General features: G+C 59.4%; 15 protein-coding genes and 3 tRNA genes. 15 read left to right on the forward strand and 3 right to left on the reverse strand.

Annotation, left to right across the window (positions count from 1 at the left end; translation table 11 throughout):
- Positions 1–7: 7 nt before the first annotated feature.
- From BMX75_RS16170 to BMX75_RS16200, 7 genes are all read left to right on the forward strand, one after another.
- The gene (locus tag BMX75_RS16170) at positions 8–469 is read left to right on the forward strand and encodes a regulatory protein RecX (RefSeq protein ID WP_092829677.1); all 462 of its coding nucleotides are present in this window, start codon (positions 8–10) and stop codon (positions 467–469) included.
- 157 nt (positions 470–626) lie between these two features.
- A complete protein-coding gene (alaS, locus tag BMX75_RS16175) occupies positions 627–3,236 on the forward strand; it encodes an alanine--tRNA ligase (RefSeq protein WP_092829679.1) in 2,610 nt (869 codons plus the stop codon).
- 74 nt (positions 3,237–3,310) lie between these two features.
- Positions 3,311–4,561 (forward strand): aspartate kinase, encoded by a 1,251-nt coding sequence (locus tag BMX75_RS16180; RefSeq protein ID WP_066321316.1) that lies wholly within the window; start codon positions 3,311–3,313, stop codon positions 4,559–4,561.
- A 192-nt stretch (positions 4,562–4,753) separates the two neighbouring features.
- On the forward strand, positions 4,754–4,942 hold the full coding sequence (gene csrA, locus BMX75_RS16185; protein ID WP_092829681.1) for a carbon storage regulator CsrA: 189 nt from the start codon (positions 4,754–4,756) through the stop codon (positions 4,940–4,942).
- A gap of 121 nt (positions 4,943–5,063) precedes the next feature.
- Positions 5,064–5,156, forward strand: a tRNA-Ser gene (locus tag BMX75_RS16190).
- Between the two features lie 17 nt (positions 5,157–5,173).
- Positions 5,174–5,250: transfer RNA gene (locus BMX75_RS16195), tRNA-Arg, on the forward strand.
- Between the two features lie 59 nt (positions 5,251–5,309).
- Positions 5,310–5,386: transfer RNA gene (locus BMX75_RS16200), tRNA-Arg, on the forward strand.
- A 116-nt stretch (positions 5,387–5,502) separates the two neighbouring features.
- Here BMX75_RS16200 and BMX75_RS16205 read toward each other — a convergent pair.
- Positions 5,503–6,453: a tRNA dihydrouridine synthase gene (locus BMX75_RS16205; protein WP_092829747.1), complete on the reverse strand. Its 951-nt coding sequence runs from the start codon at positions 6,451–6,453 to the stop codon at positions 5,503–5,505.
- 172 nt (positions 6,454–6,625) lie between these two features.
- Between BMX75_RS16205 and BMX75_RS16210 the strand changes: the two genes are divergently transcribed.
- The 3 genes from BMX75_RS16210 (at position 6,626) to BMX75_RS16220 (ending at position 10,118) form a co-directional block, all read left to right on the forward strand.
- A complete protein-coding gene (locus BMX75_RS16210; protein WP_092829683.1) occupies positions 6,626–6,883 on the forward strand; it encodes an OadG family protein in 258 nt (85 codons plus the stop codon).
- A gap of 91 nt (positions 6,884–6,974) precedes the next feature.
- The gene (oadA, locus tag BMX75_RS16215) at positions 6,975–8,786 is read left to right on the forward strand and encodes a sodium-extruding oxaloacetate decarboxylase subunit alpha (RefSeq protein ID WP_092829685.1); all 1,812 of its coding nucleotides are present in this window, start codon (positions 6,975–6,977) and stop codon (positions 8,784–8,786) included.
- A 9-nt stretch (positions 8,787–8,795) separates the two neighbouring features.
- Positions 8,796–10,118 (forward strand): sodium ion-translocating decarboxylase subunit beta, encoded by a 1,323-nt coding sequence (locus BMX75_RS16220; RefSeq protein ID WP_092829687.1) that lies wholly within the window; start codon positions 8,796–8,798, stop codon positions 10,116–10,118.
- A gap of 73 nt (positions 10,119–10,191) precedes the next feature.
- Here BMX75_RS16220 and BMX75_RS16225 read toward each other — a convergent pair whose 3' ends face one another.
- Positions 10,192–10,815 (reverse strand): IMPACT family protein, encoded by a 624-nt coding sequence (locus BMX75_RS16225; RefSeq protein WP_092829689.1) that lies wholly within the window; start codon positions 10,813–10,815, stop codon positions 10,192–10,194.
- A gap of 15 nt (positions 10,816–10,830) precedes the next feature.
- Positions 10,831–11,124, reverse strand: a complete 294-nt coding sequence (locus BMX75_RS16230; RefSeq protein ID WP_245748606.1) for a LexA family protein — start codon at positions 11,122–11,124, stop codon at positions 10,831–10,833.
- 332 nt (positions 11,125–11,456) lie between these two features.
- Here BMX75_RS16230 and ccmA point away from each other — a divergent pair, with 332 nt between their 5' ends.
- From ccmA to ccmE, 5 genes are read left to right on the forward strand one after another with little or no spacing between them, the layout of a single operon-like run.
- On the forward strand, positions 11,457–12,077 hold the full coding sequence (gene ccmA / locus BMX75_RS16235; RefSeq protein ID WP_092829751.1) for a cytochrome c biogenesis heme-transporting ATPase CcmA: 621 nt from the start codon (positions 11,457–11,459) through the stop codon (positions 12,075–12,077).
- Between the two features lie 11 nt (positions 12,078–12,088).
- Entirely contained in the window at positions 12,089–12,820 is a 732-nt protein-coding gene (gene ccmB, locus BMX75_RS16240) for a heme exporter protein CcmB (RefSeq protein ID WP_092829691.1), read from the forward strand.
- Positions 12,821–12,833: 13 nt separating this feature from the next.
- On the forward strand, positions 12,834–13,574 hold the full coding sequence (locus tag BMX75_RS16245) for a heme ABC transporter permease (RefSeq protein WP_092829693.1): 741 nt from the start codon (positions 12,834–12,836) through the stop codon (positions 13,572–13,574).
- The gene (gene ccmD, locus BMX75_RS16250; protein ID WP_245748609.1) at positions 13,574–13,783 is read left to right on the forward strand and encodes a heme exporter protein CcmD; all 210 of its coding nucleotides are present in this window, start codon (positions 13,574–13,576) and stop codon (positions 13,781–13,783) included. Before BMX75_RS16245 ends, ccmD begins: the two co-directional genes overlap by 1 nt.
- On the forward strand, positions 13,767–14,255 hold the full coding sequence (gene ccmE / locus BMX75_RS16255; RefSeq protein ID WP_092829697.1) for a cytochrome c maturation protein CcmE: 489 nt from the start codon (positions 13,767–13,769) through the stop codon (positions 14,253–14,255). Before ccmD ends, ccmE begins: the two co-directional genes overlap by 17 nt.
- Positions 14,256–14,286: the final 31 nt, after the last annotated feature.

Genomic DNA, 14,286 nt, shown 5'->3' on the forward strand with positions numbered 1-14,286 from the left:
CGTCAGCATGTTGTCATCCTCCCACGAAGCCACCCCACGCGAGGTGGCTATCCAATTGCTCGCGAGGCGCGAATACTCGCGCACCGAGCTTGAGCGCAAGCTGGAACAGAAGGCGTTTGCTGCTGAGGATATCGACACCTGCCTGGACGCCCTGGTCGAGCAGGGCCTGCAGTCGGATGAGCGGTTTGCCGAAAGTTTAATTCGCTCACGGGTGAATCGCGGGCAGGGCGTCATTCGCATCAAAGGCGAGTTGCGCCAGCGCGGTATCGACCAGGAAGTCGCCACGGCAGCGTTTGCGATTGTCGAGGAACGCGAGGCCGTCGACTGGTTCGAGCTGGCCCGTGATACCCTGGCGCGGCGCTTTTCATCGCCCGGTGACACCCCTAAAGAACGCGCTAAACGCGAGCGCTTTCTGGCGATGCGGGGGTTTGATTTTGACCAGATTCGCTACGCGCTGGATTGCCTGTAGCCTGCTTTATTGGGCGATTAACCCTTCTTTCTGACCGCTCTGCCACTAACTGCGGCTTTAGTCGTTTGACAACTGCGCTATAATGGCGTCTTTGCGACCCCAGCGGGTAGCGGCGACAGCGCCCTGGGGCATCACGCTTTATTGTTACGGATACCCTATGAAGAGCGCAGAGATCAGACAGGCCTTTCTATCCTTTTTCGAAGAACACGGGCACACCATCGTGCCCACGAGTTCGCTAGTGCCGGGCAATGACCCGACGCTATTGTTCACCAATGCGGGCATGGTGCCTTTCAAGGATGTTTTCCTGGGCCGCGACCCGCGCCCCTACGTGCGCGCCACCTCGGCACAGCGCTGTGTTCGCGCGGGTGGCAAGCACAACGACCTGGATAACGTCGGCTACACCGCGCGCCACCACACCTTCTTTGAAATGCTGGGCAACTTCAGCTTCGGTGACTACTTCAAGCGTGATGCCATTCGCTTCGCCTGGACCTTTCTTACCGAGACCTTGGGCTTGCCCAAGGACAAGCTGTGGGTAACGGTACACATCAGCGACGACGAAGCCGAGCGTATCTGGAAAGACGAGATTGGCATCGATCCTGAACGTTTTTCCAAGCTCGACGAAGATAACTTCTGGCAGATGGGCGATACCGGCCCCTGTGGCCCCAGTTCCGAAATCTTCTTTGACCACGGTCCCGAGGTCTGGGGTGGCCCGCCGGGAAGCCCGGAAGAAGACGGCGACCGCTATATCGAAATCTGGAACCTGGTGTTCATGCAGTTCGATCGCGACGCCGAAGGGACGCTCAACCCGCTGCCCAAGCCGTCCATCGATACCGGCATGGGCTTGGAGCGTGTCGCGGCCGTCATGCAGGGCGTGCACTCCAACTATGAAATCGACCTGTTCCAGAACCTGCTGCAGGCCGCCGCCAGCGCTACTGGTTACGCGGATACCACCGCGCCTTCCTTGCGGGTGATTGCCGACCACATCCGTTCCTGCACGTTCTTGATTGCCGATGACGTGCTGCCGTCCAATGAGGGGCGTGGTTATGTACTGCGCCGGATCATTCGTCGAGCGATTCGCCATGGCCACAAACTGGGCGCCACAGAGCCGTTCTTCCACAAGCTGGTTGACGCACTCGATGTGGAAATGGGCGATGCCTACCCCGAGCTGCGCGATGCACGCGAGCAGATCACCCGTGTCCTGCTCAAGGAAGAAGAGCAGTTTGCCCGTACGCTGGATCACGGCATGGGGCTGTTAAGCGCGGCACTCGATGACCTGCAGGGCGATGTATTGCCGGGGGAGACGGTGTTCAAGCTCTATGACACCTACGGATTCCCCTACGACTTGACCGCCGATGTGTGCCGCGAGCGCGAAGTGACGCTGGATGAAGAGGGCTTTCAGCGGGAACTGGAAGCCCAGCGCGAGCGTGCCCGTGCGGCCAGCCAGTTTGGCGCCGATTACAGCGCTTCCATCGAGCTGGACGGCGAAACCATCTTTACCGGCTACGACCGGCTGGAAGACCAATCCAGCGTGACCGCCCTGGTGGATACCGAAGGCAACGAACTGGCAGCACTGGAAGCGGGGCAGAAGGGCGTTGTCGTGCTTGACCGGACCCCCTTTTACGGTGAATCGGGCGGTCAGGTCGGCGATACCGGTTACCTGCATGTGGACGGTGGGCGTTTCCAGGTCACCGACACACAAAAGCAAAGCGGACACCATCTTCACCAGGGGATCATGGTCGAGGGCACCATGAATGTCGGGGCCAAGGTGCGCGGCGAGGTGGATGCCAGTCTGCGCTCGGCCACCGTTCGCAACCACTCGGCGACCCACCTGCTGCATAAAGCGCTACGCATGGTGTTGGGTGACCACGTTCAGCAGAAAGGCTCGCTGGTCAATGCCGAGCGCCTGCGTTTCGACTTCAGTCACTTCGAGCCCATGACCGCCGAGCAACTGGCCGAAGTGGAGCGGCTGGTCAACGAACAGATCCTGGCCAACGCGCCGACCAAAATCGAGCAAATGAGTCTGGATCAGGCCAAGGCCAAGGGCGCAGCGGCGCTGTTTGAAGCCAAGTACGCCGATAACGTCCGCGTGCTGACCATCGGCGCCGATGACTTCTCGATAGAGCTGTGCGGCGGTACCCACGTGGCGCGCAGCGGCGACATCGGATGTTGCCACCTGGTCAGCGAAGCAGGCATTGCCTCAGGGGTGCGCCGCATCGAAGCGATTACCGGCGAAAATGCCCTGGCGTATTTCCGCGAACAGGAAGCCCGCGTCCAGCGGCTGGGCGAGCGGTTGAAGACCAAGCCCGAGCAGGTTGAGGCACGTGTCGAAGGGTTGGTCGAGCGCAACCGGAGTCTGGAAAAAGAGCTTGAGCAGCTCAAGGCCAAGCTTGCCAGCGCCGCCGGGAGTGACATGCTCAGCCAGGCCCAGGACGTTAACGGCGTCAAATTGCTGGCGACCCAGCTCGAGGGCGTATCGGGTAAAGAGCTGCGCGGCGTTCTCGACCAGCTCAAGAACAAGCTGGGTTCGGGCGTGATCATTCTTGGCGTGGCCGACACTGACGCTGGCAAGGTCAGCCTGATTGCTGGCGTCACCAAAGACCTCACCGACCGTGTCAAAGCGGGGGAGCTGGTCAACCATGTGGCCTCTCAGGTAGGCGGCAAAGGAGGTGGCCGCCCTGATATGGCCCAGGCAGGGGGGAGTCAGCCCGACGCGCTTCCCGCTGCGTTGAACAGTGTACCGGCATGGTTGGAAAACACGCTTAGCTAAACAGAGAAGCCGGTGGCATTATTTGCTACCGGCTTTTTTGCTTCATACATTTCCAAATCACAGGAAAACGGCATATGGCACTATACGTTCAGAAGTTCGGCGGCACCTCGGTGGGCTCTGTCGACCGTATCAAGGCCGTGGCGGAAAAGGTCAAAGGCTTTCGCGACCAGGGCCACCAGGTGGTCGTGGTGGTCTCCGCGATGAGCGGCGAGACCAATCGCCTGACCGATATGGCGCACGCGTTAAACGACGACCCCGCCCCGCGCGAGATGGACATGCTGCTGTCCACCGGCGAGCAGGTGACGATCTCTCTGCTGGCGATGGCGCTCCAGCAGGCAGGTGTGGCGGCAACGTCGCATACCGGTGCCCAGGTGGGTATCCACACCGACAGTGCCTATACCAAGGCGCGCATCCAGCGTATCGAAACCGAAGACCTGAAAGCCGATCTGGACGCCGGTCAGGTTGTCGTGGTGGCAGGCTTCCAGGGTGTCGATGAGGAAGGCAATATCACCACCCTGGGGCGTGGCGGTTCAGATACCACCGGCGTGGCGCTGGCGGCCGCACTGGGCGCCGATGAATGCCAGATCTATACCGACGTTGATGGCGTTTACACGACCGACCCCCGTGTCTGCTCCAAGGCGCAACGGTTGGAAAACATTACCGTTGAAGAAATGCTTGAGCTGGCAAGTCTGGGCTCGAAAGTACTGCAAATTCGCGCGGTCGAGTTTGCCGGTAAATACAACGTTCCCCTGCGGGTGCTGTCGAGCTTTGAAGACGGCCCCGGTACCCTGATTGTTGCAGAAGCAGACAAAGACGAGGACTCCATGGAAGAACCGCTGATCTCCGGTATTGCCTTTACCAAAAACGAAGCCAAGCTAACCCTGCTCAACACGCCTGATGTGCCGGGTGTTGCCTCGCGCATTCTGGGGCCGATTGCCGACGCCAATATCGAAGTCGACATGATCGTCCAGAACGTGGCCCCGGCAGGCGATTACACCGACTTCACGTTTACCGTGGCCAAAGGTGATTACAAGGCCACCAAAAAGCTGCTTGAAGAAACCGTGATTCCAGGTCTGGGCGGCGGTGAGTTGCGGGGTGATGACAACATCGCGAAAGTATCGCTGGTGGGTGTTGGTATGCGTTCTCACGCGGGCGTGGCATCGAAAATGTTTCGCGTGCTGGCTGACGAAAACGTTAATATCCGTATGGTGTCCACCTCCGAGATTAAAATTTCGGTGGTGATTGACGAGAAACATATGGAGCTGGCCGTGAATGCCCTGCACAAAGCATTCGGCCTGGATAAGTCAGATATCGAATCTGAATAACATTAACGCCTTATACCTTCTACGCTGAAGGGTACTTGCCGCCGTGTGGTGGTGAGCTTTCTTTCAACGGGAGGTTAAGGTGTCATGGAGCCTGTGCCTTTGGTGGCAGGGGGTGCCATGCCGCATAATGGCATGGTACCGCCGCCGGCGGACACATCCCGTTGTATAAAACGTCTGAGAAGGAGATCAGCCATGCTCATCCTAACCCGCCGTGTCGGCGAAACCCTGATGATCGGGGATGAAATCACCGTCACCGTACTAGGTGTGAAGGGTAACCAGGTTCGTATCGGCGTCAATGCGCCAAAAGACGTGGCGGTTCACCGTGAAGAGATATACCAGCGTATTCAGCGCGAACGCAGTGATGAAAGTGAAGCCGAGTGAGCGCTGTTTGGCGGTGCGGTAGTGCCGTGTCATACGCGTAAGGTAAGGTCGGCGCGAAAAAAATCCGAGCAGGGCTGGACAACTTTCTGCTAAATCGGTAACATTCGCGCCGTGCCGTTAAGGAGAGGTGGCCGAGTGGCTGAAGGCGCTCCCCTGCTAAGGGAGTATAGGGTTTATAGCCCTATCGAGGGTTCGAATCCCTCTCTCTCCGCCAGCCGCACACCAAGGTAAGCGCCCGTAGCTCAGCTGGATAGAGTATCTGACTACGAATCAGAGGGTCGGAGGTTCGAATCCTCCCGGGCGCGCCACCTTTTTCAGATGTTGTTTTACCCGTGTTTTTAGATAGATAACGTGGAATAACATCCACGCGCCCGTAGCTCAGCTGGATAGAGTATCTGACTACGAATCAGAGGGTCGGAGGTTCGAATCCTCCCGGGCGCGCCAGATTCCAAACCCGTCCTTTTCAAGGGCGGGTTTTCTGCTTTCTAGTCAGGCTCAAGCGACTCGTGCTTGAGTCTCGTGCTCGTTTAGCGCCCCACTTAACGGTAGGGGCGCTTTTTTTATGCCGTCTCGGCCATGCGGGCTGGCACAACCAGGCTTTCCAGCAGGGTGTCCAGGTCGGTAATCCGCTTGACGCGCTGAAAGTGCAGGTTGGACTCCGCATTGCCCTGCCGCATCTGCGCAAGCCACTGTTTGACGAGCGATACCACCACTTTCTTCGGCAGCTGTTGACGCTGACGATGCGCATATTGCTTGAGAACGCTGGCGCGCATTGACCAGGTGGTGTCGGCCAGGCGCTCGCCGGTGCGTTGCCAGTGTCGTATCCTGGGCGCCAGCCAGGGGTCGGCCAGGGCACTGCGTCCCAGCATGACATCGCGGCATCCGGATAGTGTGCGCGCTTTCCAGTAGTCTTCCAGGGACCAGATATCGCCATTGGCCACCACCGGCAGTGAAACGCGGTGGCGAATCCTGGCGATCCATTCCCAGTGGGCGGGTGGCCGGTAGCCTTCGTCGCGGGTGCGCCCGTGAACCACAAGCCGAGCGGCGCCGCCGACTTCAGTGGCCTGGGCGCAGGCAATGGCCAGGCGGCGGTCAGAGAACCCCAGGCGAATTTTGGCTGTCACGGGGATTTCGCCGTCCAGGGCGCGAGCAACCGCTCTCACGGCCTGGTAAACGCGCTCGGGCTGGCGCAGGAGCGATGCGCCGCCGTCGTGACGGTTGACGAGCTTGGCCGGGCAGCCGAAATTAAGGTCAATGCTCCGCGCCCCGAGTGACAAGGCCTGGCGGGCATTGGCGGCGAGAGCTACCGGATCGGCGCCCAGGAGTTGCAGGTGAACAGGAATACCGCTGGGCGTGGCAACCTGGTCGCGGGCGAGTTCAGGACAGTGTTTGTAAAACACCCGAGGCGGTAGGCGGGCATCGACGACACGCACAAATTCCGTCACTGTCCAGTCAAACCCAGGCGTGACCGTCAGCAGCTCGCGCGTGACCGCATCGATCACCCCCTCCATGGGGGCTAGTCCGATTTCGCCTTTATGTAGTAAATTAACAACCATGACTTACACCATCGCGCCATTGCATTCTTCAGGGGGTGTGGCAGGTTAGTGTATTCCCAGTACTGCGCCAAGCGTCAATGGGCGGTCGCGTTGATGGTCTTATCCGTTACCAGAAAGGAGAAGCCTTATGCAGGACCCGGAACTATTACAGGAAGGCCTCGGGCTTATGGCGTTAGGCATGGGGTTTGTGTTTGTTTTTCTTGCGATTTTGGTTTTTACGCTGACCTTGATGTCAGGCATCATACGGCGCTTTCAGCCCACCCCTGCCCCGGTTGCCTCTGGTGACAGCGCCAAACCTAAGTCACCAGCAAAAAACCAGGACGATGAGACACTCGCCGTGATTAGTGCTGCAGTGCACCGTTATCGCTCGAAAAGACGTCGTTAACTTTCATCTTTTGTCGGGGTGCTCAGCCAAAACCGCATAAAACTTTGTTATTTTTACTACAAATAAACATTCCTTGACTACGAGCCAAGCCATGAACGAAACAAAAAGACCACTAGGCATTACCGATGTCGTGCTTCGCGACGCCCATCAGTCGCTGTTTGCTACCCGTCTGCGTCTGGCTGACATGCTGCCGATTGCCGAAAAGCTGGATAAAGTCGGCTACTGGTCCCTGGAAACCTGGGGCGGCGCGACGTTCGACGCCTGCATTCGCTATCTGGGTGAAGATCCCTGGGATCGCATTCGGGCCCTCAAGGACGCCATGCCCAATACGCCCCAGGCCATGCTGCTGCGCGGCCAGAACCTGCTGGGCTATCGCCATTACGCCGACGATGTGGTGGATAAATTCGTCGAGCGTGCCAAAACCAACGGTGTCGATGTATTTCGCGTCTTTGATGCGATGAACGACCCGCGTAATCTGGAACGCGCCATCAAGGCGGTTCGCCAGGTGGGCGGTCATGCGCAGGGGACCATTTCTTACACGGTTAGTCCGGTCCATACCCTGGATAGCTGGGTTGACCTCGCCAAGACCATCGCGGCCATGGGCGCGGATTCGTTGGCTATCAAGGATATGGCGGGTCTACTCACGCCTTACACCGCGTTTGAGCTGGTCTCGCGTCTCAAGAAAGAGCTGTCGATTCCCGTGCACCTGCATTGTCACGCCACCACGGGGCTTTCCACCTCGACCATTCTCAAGGCGGTCGAGGCAGGCATCGATAACGTCGATACCGCCATTTCGTCAATGTCGATGACCTACGGCCACAGTCCCACCGAATCGGTGGTGGCGATGCTCAAGGATACCGACCGCGATACCGGGCTCGACCTTGAACTGCTGGAAGATATCGCCAGCTACTTCCGCGGCGTGCGCAAGAAGTACGCTGCCTTTGAAGGCTCGCTGCGCGGCATCGACTCGCGGATTCTGATCGCCCAGGTGCCCGGCGGCATGCTGACCAACATGGAAGGCCAGCTCAAGGAGCAGGGCGCGGGCGACAAGCTCGACGATGTGCTCACCGAAATCCCCCGTGTACGCGAAGACCTGGGCTTTATTCCGCTGGTCACGCCGACCTCGCAGATTGTCGGCACCCAGGCAGTGATGAACGTCATGATGGGCGAGCGCTATCAGTCCATTTCCAAAGAAGTCCAGGCGCTGCTAAAGGGCGAGTACGGCGCTGCACCGGCACCCTTCAACAGTGAGCTGCAGCAACGCGTGCTGGAGGGTGGCGAGCCGATTACCTGCCGCCCGGCGGATAACCTCTCCCCGGAAATGGACAAGCTGGCCAGCGAACTGAAGGACAATGCCAAGGCCGACGGCATTCGCCTGGCCGAAGGCGAGCAGCAGGTCGACGACGTGCTGACTTACGCGCTGTTTCCGCAGATTGGTCTCAAATTCCTCAAGAACCGCGACAATCCCGACGCCTTTGAGCCCGAGCCCCAGGCAGCCGAGGCGGAAACGGCCAGCGTGCCTGCCAAGGCAGAAAGCAAGGCACCTGCCGTCAGTGACGGCCCGGAAACCTACACCGTCAAACTCAACGGCAAGGCGTTTGTCGTGGAAGTCGCTGAAGGCGGTGACATCAGCGATGTGAAAGAACAGGCCGCGGGCAGTGCCGCTCCGAAGGAAGAAGCACCGGCCCCCAGCGGCGAAGCCATCACCGCGCCGCTCGCTGGCAACATCTTCAAGGTCAATGTGCGCCCGGGCGATAGCGTCCAAGAAGGTGACGTGGTGATTATTCTTGAAGCGATGAAAATGGAAACCGAAGTGCGTGCCAGCAGTGCCGGGACCGTTTCGGCTGTTAGCGTCAGTGAAGGCGACAGCGTTGTCGTTGGCGATACGCTGATCGAACTTTAAGGACCCCTCATGGATAAATTACTGACCCTATGGCAAGGCTCCGGGCTTTATAACCTGGAGGTGGGCCAAGCCGTGATGGTGGTGGTGGGCCTGTTACTGCTTTATCTCGCCATCTACAAGAAGTTTGAGCCACTGCTGCTGGTGCCGATTGGCTTTGGCGGCATCCTCGCCAATATCCCAGAAGCCGGATTGGCGCTGTCCGCGCTGGATCAGGCGATTGACGTGGGGCGGCCGGTATTGCTGGAACAGATTGCCTCAGCGCTGGGTGGCAGCCTGGACAGTCAGGCGAATATCGAGAGCTGGCGCACGAGCCTTCAACAGATGATGGCCAATGGCGCATCGGCCGAGCAGCTAGCCACCGCAAAAGCCTTGGCCGAAGGGGCGGGCTATGGCGATGGCTTGCTGTACATGTTTTACACCGTGGCGATTACCTCGGGCATTGCACCGCTGATTATCTTCATGGGCGTTGGTGCCATGACCGACTTTGGGCCGCTGCTGGCCAATCCAAGAACGCTGTTTCTCGGCGCCGCCGCGCAGTTCGGCATCTTCGCCACGCTCTTCGGCGCCGTGCTGCTGTCGTCGATGGGCTGGATGGATTTCTCGCTCAATCAGGCGGCCGCCATCGGCATTATCGGTGGGGCGGATGGTCCGACATCGATCTACGTATCGAGCGTACTCGCCCCTGAACTGCTGGGTGCCATTGCCGTGGCCGCTTACGCCTATATGGCACTGGTGCCGTTGATCCAGCCTCCGATCATGCGCCTTCTGACCTCAAAGAAAGAGCGCGAGATCACCATGACGCAGCTGCGCCCGGTGTCGAAGCTCGAGAAAATCGTGTTTCCGTTGCTGCTGTTGATCCTGGTGGCGCTGTTTCTGCCCGATGCGTCGCCGCTGCTGGGTATGTTCTGCTTTGGCAACCTGATGCGCGAATGCGGCGTGGTCGAGCGGTTAAGCGACACGGCGCAAAACTCCCTGATCAATATCGTGACGATCATGCTCGGGCTGGCGGTGGGCTCCAAGCTCATGGCCGACAGCTTCCTGGCCGTGGAAACGCTGGGCATCATGGCGCTGGGGATCGTCGCCTTCGGGATCGGCACCACGGCAGGCGTGCTGATGGCCAAACTGATGAACCTGGTGAGCAAAATGCCGATCAACCCCTTGATTGGTGCGGCAGGTGTTTCGGCGGTGCCCATGGCGGCACGCGTGGCCAACAAGGTGGGGCTGGAGTCCAACCCGCATAACTTCCTGCTGATGCACGCCATGGGGCCGAATGTGGCCGGGGTGATCGGCTCGGCGGTGGCCGCAGGGGTAATGATCAAGTACTTAGGTTAGTCAGTGCTTAGGGTAAAAAAACACCTGACGCTCAGCAAAACGGCCGCACCTTCAACGGGCGGCCGTTTTTTGCCTAGGTGTTGATGGCCTGCGCGGCAATGGGCTGCTTCAGGCGGCTTTCCAGCGGTGTCAAATCGAGTTCCCAGTCACTCGGCCAGCCGATGGTGAGCGTGACTCCCTTTCCGTCATACTCGGCGTTGACCACGGGAATGGCCTGCTCCTCGCACCATCCGCGAGCAATGGATTCGTCGGCGAAGGGAAAGCATACCCGGTAGTGAACGCGTTGGATAACTTGCCGGGTTGCCAGGGTATCGAGTGCCTTGTTCACCGCTTGGGCATAGGCCCGGGCCAGCCCGCCGGTGCCCAGTTTGGTGCCGCCAAAGTAGCGGATCACCACGCAGCCGACCTCGCCCAACTGACTACCTTGAAGCGCCTGAAACATGGGGCGGCCGGCAGTGCCGCCGGGCTCGCCGTCATCGGAAAAGCCAATGCGCTGCTGCTCGCCCGGGGCGCCGGCAATGTAGGCCAGGCAGTGGTGGCTCGCATTGGGGTGTGCCTGCCTGGCGGCCTTTGTCAGTGCCTCCGCGGCATCAACCTCGGGGGTATGGGCTATCCAGGCAATGAAACGGCTCTTCTCGACCTCGACCTCGTCAATATGCCAAGTGCCTGGGGGCAGTTGGGGTACGCGATAACGCATGAATGTCCCGGCAATTTAGTGTGTCACGGGATGATGCTCAATTCCCATGAACATGCCAAGTACCTGAATATCGCGATTATGCAAAAACACTTCGGGGTGCCGGGCATCATCCAGCCACAGGTGTACGCCCGTCCGGCTAATGCATAGCTGCTTGAGGGCCAGGGTTTGCTGATTGATTTCGGCGATAACGGTCTCGCCCTGATGATCGTCCTGATAGCGCCGAATCACGATGACATCGCCATCGAACAGGTTGCAGTCGGCCATCCGGTTGCCGCGCACCTTTAGCGTATAGGTGTTACGGCGAGTCATTCGCGCTGCTGCCGACGGGGTTGCATAGGGGCTTGGCGTTGGGCGAGTCGTCGGTAATGCAGCGTTCATCGACATGTTCATCGGCTTTCTCCAAATCAGCGCCCGGTCCCTAGGCAAGATCTATCGGTAGACACGATACGGTTGTTAGGTTTTTACATGTTCTTTCATACAGTGTTTATTCAGTATAAACCTGTTTTTGCATACAGTGCCAGGAATAATTATCCAGTGGTTTGGCAACCCGACCTGAGCGAGGGTCGCAGGTTGGCGCGACTAGCGGGGAAATGGCTTTGAGTGTAGAGTTCAAGCCAGTATTCGATTGCGTGGGGTGGCATGTGTCGCTGAGTTTGCAAGGCCGTCAACTGGGGTGTGAGCGCGATGGCCGCTGGCTCTTCGAGGGGCTGGATATCGACGTCCATTGCGGTGATATATGGCACGTGGCGGGTCCCAATGGCAGTGGCAAAACCACGCTGCTAAAAGTGCTGGCCGGGCAGTTCAACGAGTTTTGCGGGGCACTCCACTGGCAAGGCAAGCCGCTGGGACAGAGTCGCGAGCACTTGGCCGCCAACATGCTCTACCTGGGGCATTCGCCAGGCGTGAGCGCGGGCCTGACACCGCTGGAAAACCTGGCCTGGTACGAGGCATTGCACGATGAATGCAGCGACGCGACGCAGCGCGAAGCCGCCCTTGCGGTCATGGGGCTTGAAGGCTTTGAAGATGTCCCGGTGGGGCATTTATCAGCAGGTCAGCAACGCCGCGTGGCACTGGCAAGACTGAGTCTCACGCCGCGTGCTCTCTGGATACTGGATGAGCCTTTTACGGCCATCGATCAGGCGGGCGTCGAGGCGCTGGAGGCGCAGTTGCTTGCCCATGCCCGGGCCGGAGGGGCCGTTGTGATGACGACCCACCATGTACTCGCTATTGACCATCTGCTGCGTCATGTTGCGTTGGGCTAAAGGAGCCAGAGTTGCCGCCTTCAGAAACCACACAGCGCGTTGCGGTACTGGCCGAACCGACCTCCAGGCGCCTCGGCGTCGCCTTTGGCGCAACCCTGTTACGTGACCTTAATCGCGTGCGCCGTCGGCGCGGTGAAGTGCTGAATCCGCTGGTCTTCTATGCCCTGGCGGTTAGTTTATTTCCCATCGGTATTTCACCCGAGGCCGAGCTGCTGGCCGTCATGGCGCCGGGGCTGTTATGGGTCACGGCGCTACTCGCCACGCTGTTGTCGCTGGATGGCCTTTTTCGCAGTGATTTCGATGACGGCAGCCTGGAGCAGATGATGCTTTCCCCTCAGCCGCTTGCGGCATTGAGCATCGCCAAGGTGGCCGCCCATTGGCTGGTTACCGGCTTGCCGCTGGCGCTCATGGCACCCCTGCTGGGCATCATGCTGGCACTGCCTTTCCATAGCATGGGGGTGTTGATGGCATCGTTAGCGCTGGGGAGTGCCAGCTTGAGCCTCATCGGCGGTATTGGTGCGGCATTAACCGTCGGTTTGCCCCGGGGTGGCGTGCTACTCTCGCTACTGGTTTTGCCGCTGTATATTCCGGTGCTGATTTTTGGCACCGGGGCGGTTCAGGCGGCTATCCAGGGCGATGCCGTACTGCCTCACCTGGCGATGCTTGGCGCCTTGTTGGCCGCGGCGCTGATATTTGCTCCCTGGGCCATTGCCGCGTCGCTGCGTATCAGTATTAACGGGTAGGGATGAGCACTGTATGTGGGGCTTGATACATAAGCTGGGGTCGCCAAAGTGGTTTTATTACCGGAGCGCAGCGCTGCAACCCTGGTGCTGGGGCGTGGCTACCGTGTTGCTGCTGGTCGGCAGCGTATGGGGGCTTGTCTTCGCCCCCGCCGACTACCAGCAGGGCAACAGCTTCCGCATCATTTATGTGCATGTGCCCGCCGCCTTTTTGGCCCAGTCGGTGTTTGTCGCCATGGCGGTTTCCGGGCTTGTTTTCATGGTCTGGAAAATCAAGCTTGCCGATATGGCGGCCGCGGCCATGGCCCCGCTGGGCGCGGCCATGACCTTTGTCGCGCTGTTTTCCGGCGCGGTGTGGGGCGTGCCCACCTGGGGCACATGGTGGATATGGGACGCCCGGTTGACGTCCATGCTTATTCTGCTGTTCTTATATCTGGGTGTGATAGCGCTGCGCGGCGCCTTTAGCCGCCGGGATAGCGGTGCGCGGGCAGCATCGGTGTTGGCCATGGTCGGCGTGATCAATATTCCCATCATCAAGTACTCGGTGGACTGGTGGTACACCTTGCACCAGCCCGCTTCATTTACGCTGACCTCCCGACCCGCGATGCCGATGGAAATGTGGCTGCCGTTGCTGATTATGGTGGTGGGCTTTTACGGCTTCTTTATTGCCCTTACGCTGACCCGTACGCGCAGTGAAATACTCCGTCGAGAAGCCAACACGCGCTGGGTGAAAGCGTTGCTTGAGGAGGTTAACTGATGGTGGCCTCGTTGGCTGAATGGGTGTCGATGGGCGAGCACGGTGTCTACGTGTGGTCTGCCTGGGGTATCACGGCCTTGTTTATACTGGGTCTGACGCTCCATGCCCGGCTTGAACGTCGACTATTGCTCAAACACCTCAAGCGGGTGGCGCGTCGGCAGACCGCACCCCCACAGCAAAGAGGGCATTGCGATGACCCCAAAGCGTAAGCGCAAGCTTTATGTGATCGTGACGCTGGTCAGCCTGGCCGCCGTGGCCGTTGGCCTGACGCTGTATGCGCTGCGGGCCAACATCAATCTGTTTTTTAGCCCGGTGCAGATCGCCCAGGGCGAGGCCCCCATGTCGCGCTCCATCCGTGCGGGGGGCATGGTGAAGGTCGGCTCGGTATCCCGCGATGCCGAGAGCCTTGATGTTGCGTTTACGGTTACCGACTTTGTGGGCGACCTGCAGGTTGATTACCAGGGCATTCTCCCCGACCTGTTTCGTGAAGGGCAGGGCGTGGTCGTGGTGGGCGAGCTGCAAGATGATGGTCGTTTTCGCGCCAAAGACGTACTGGCCCGACACGACGAGAACTATATGCCCCCCGAGGTGGCACAAGCCCTGGAAGAGGCCGGTTACTCGCCCGCCGATTTTCAGGCCAAGGCCGCCGAGGTAGGCCAGCAGCGCAAGGACGATACGTGATGCGCCAACACCTCGCCGTCGATTGTCGTGC

Origin of the sequence: Vreelandella subterranea (assembly GCF_900111305.1) — a bacterium.
GTDB lineage: Bacteria > Pseudomonadota > Gammaproteobacteria > Pseudomonadales > Halomonadaceae > Vreelandella > Vreelandella subterranea.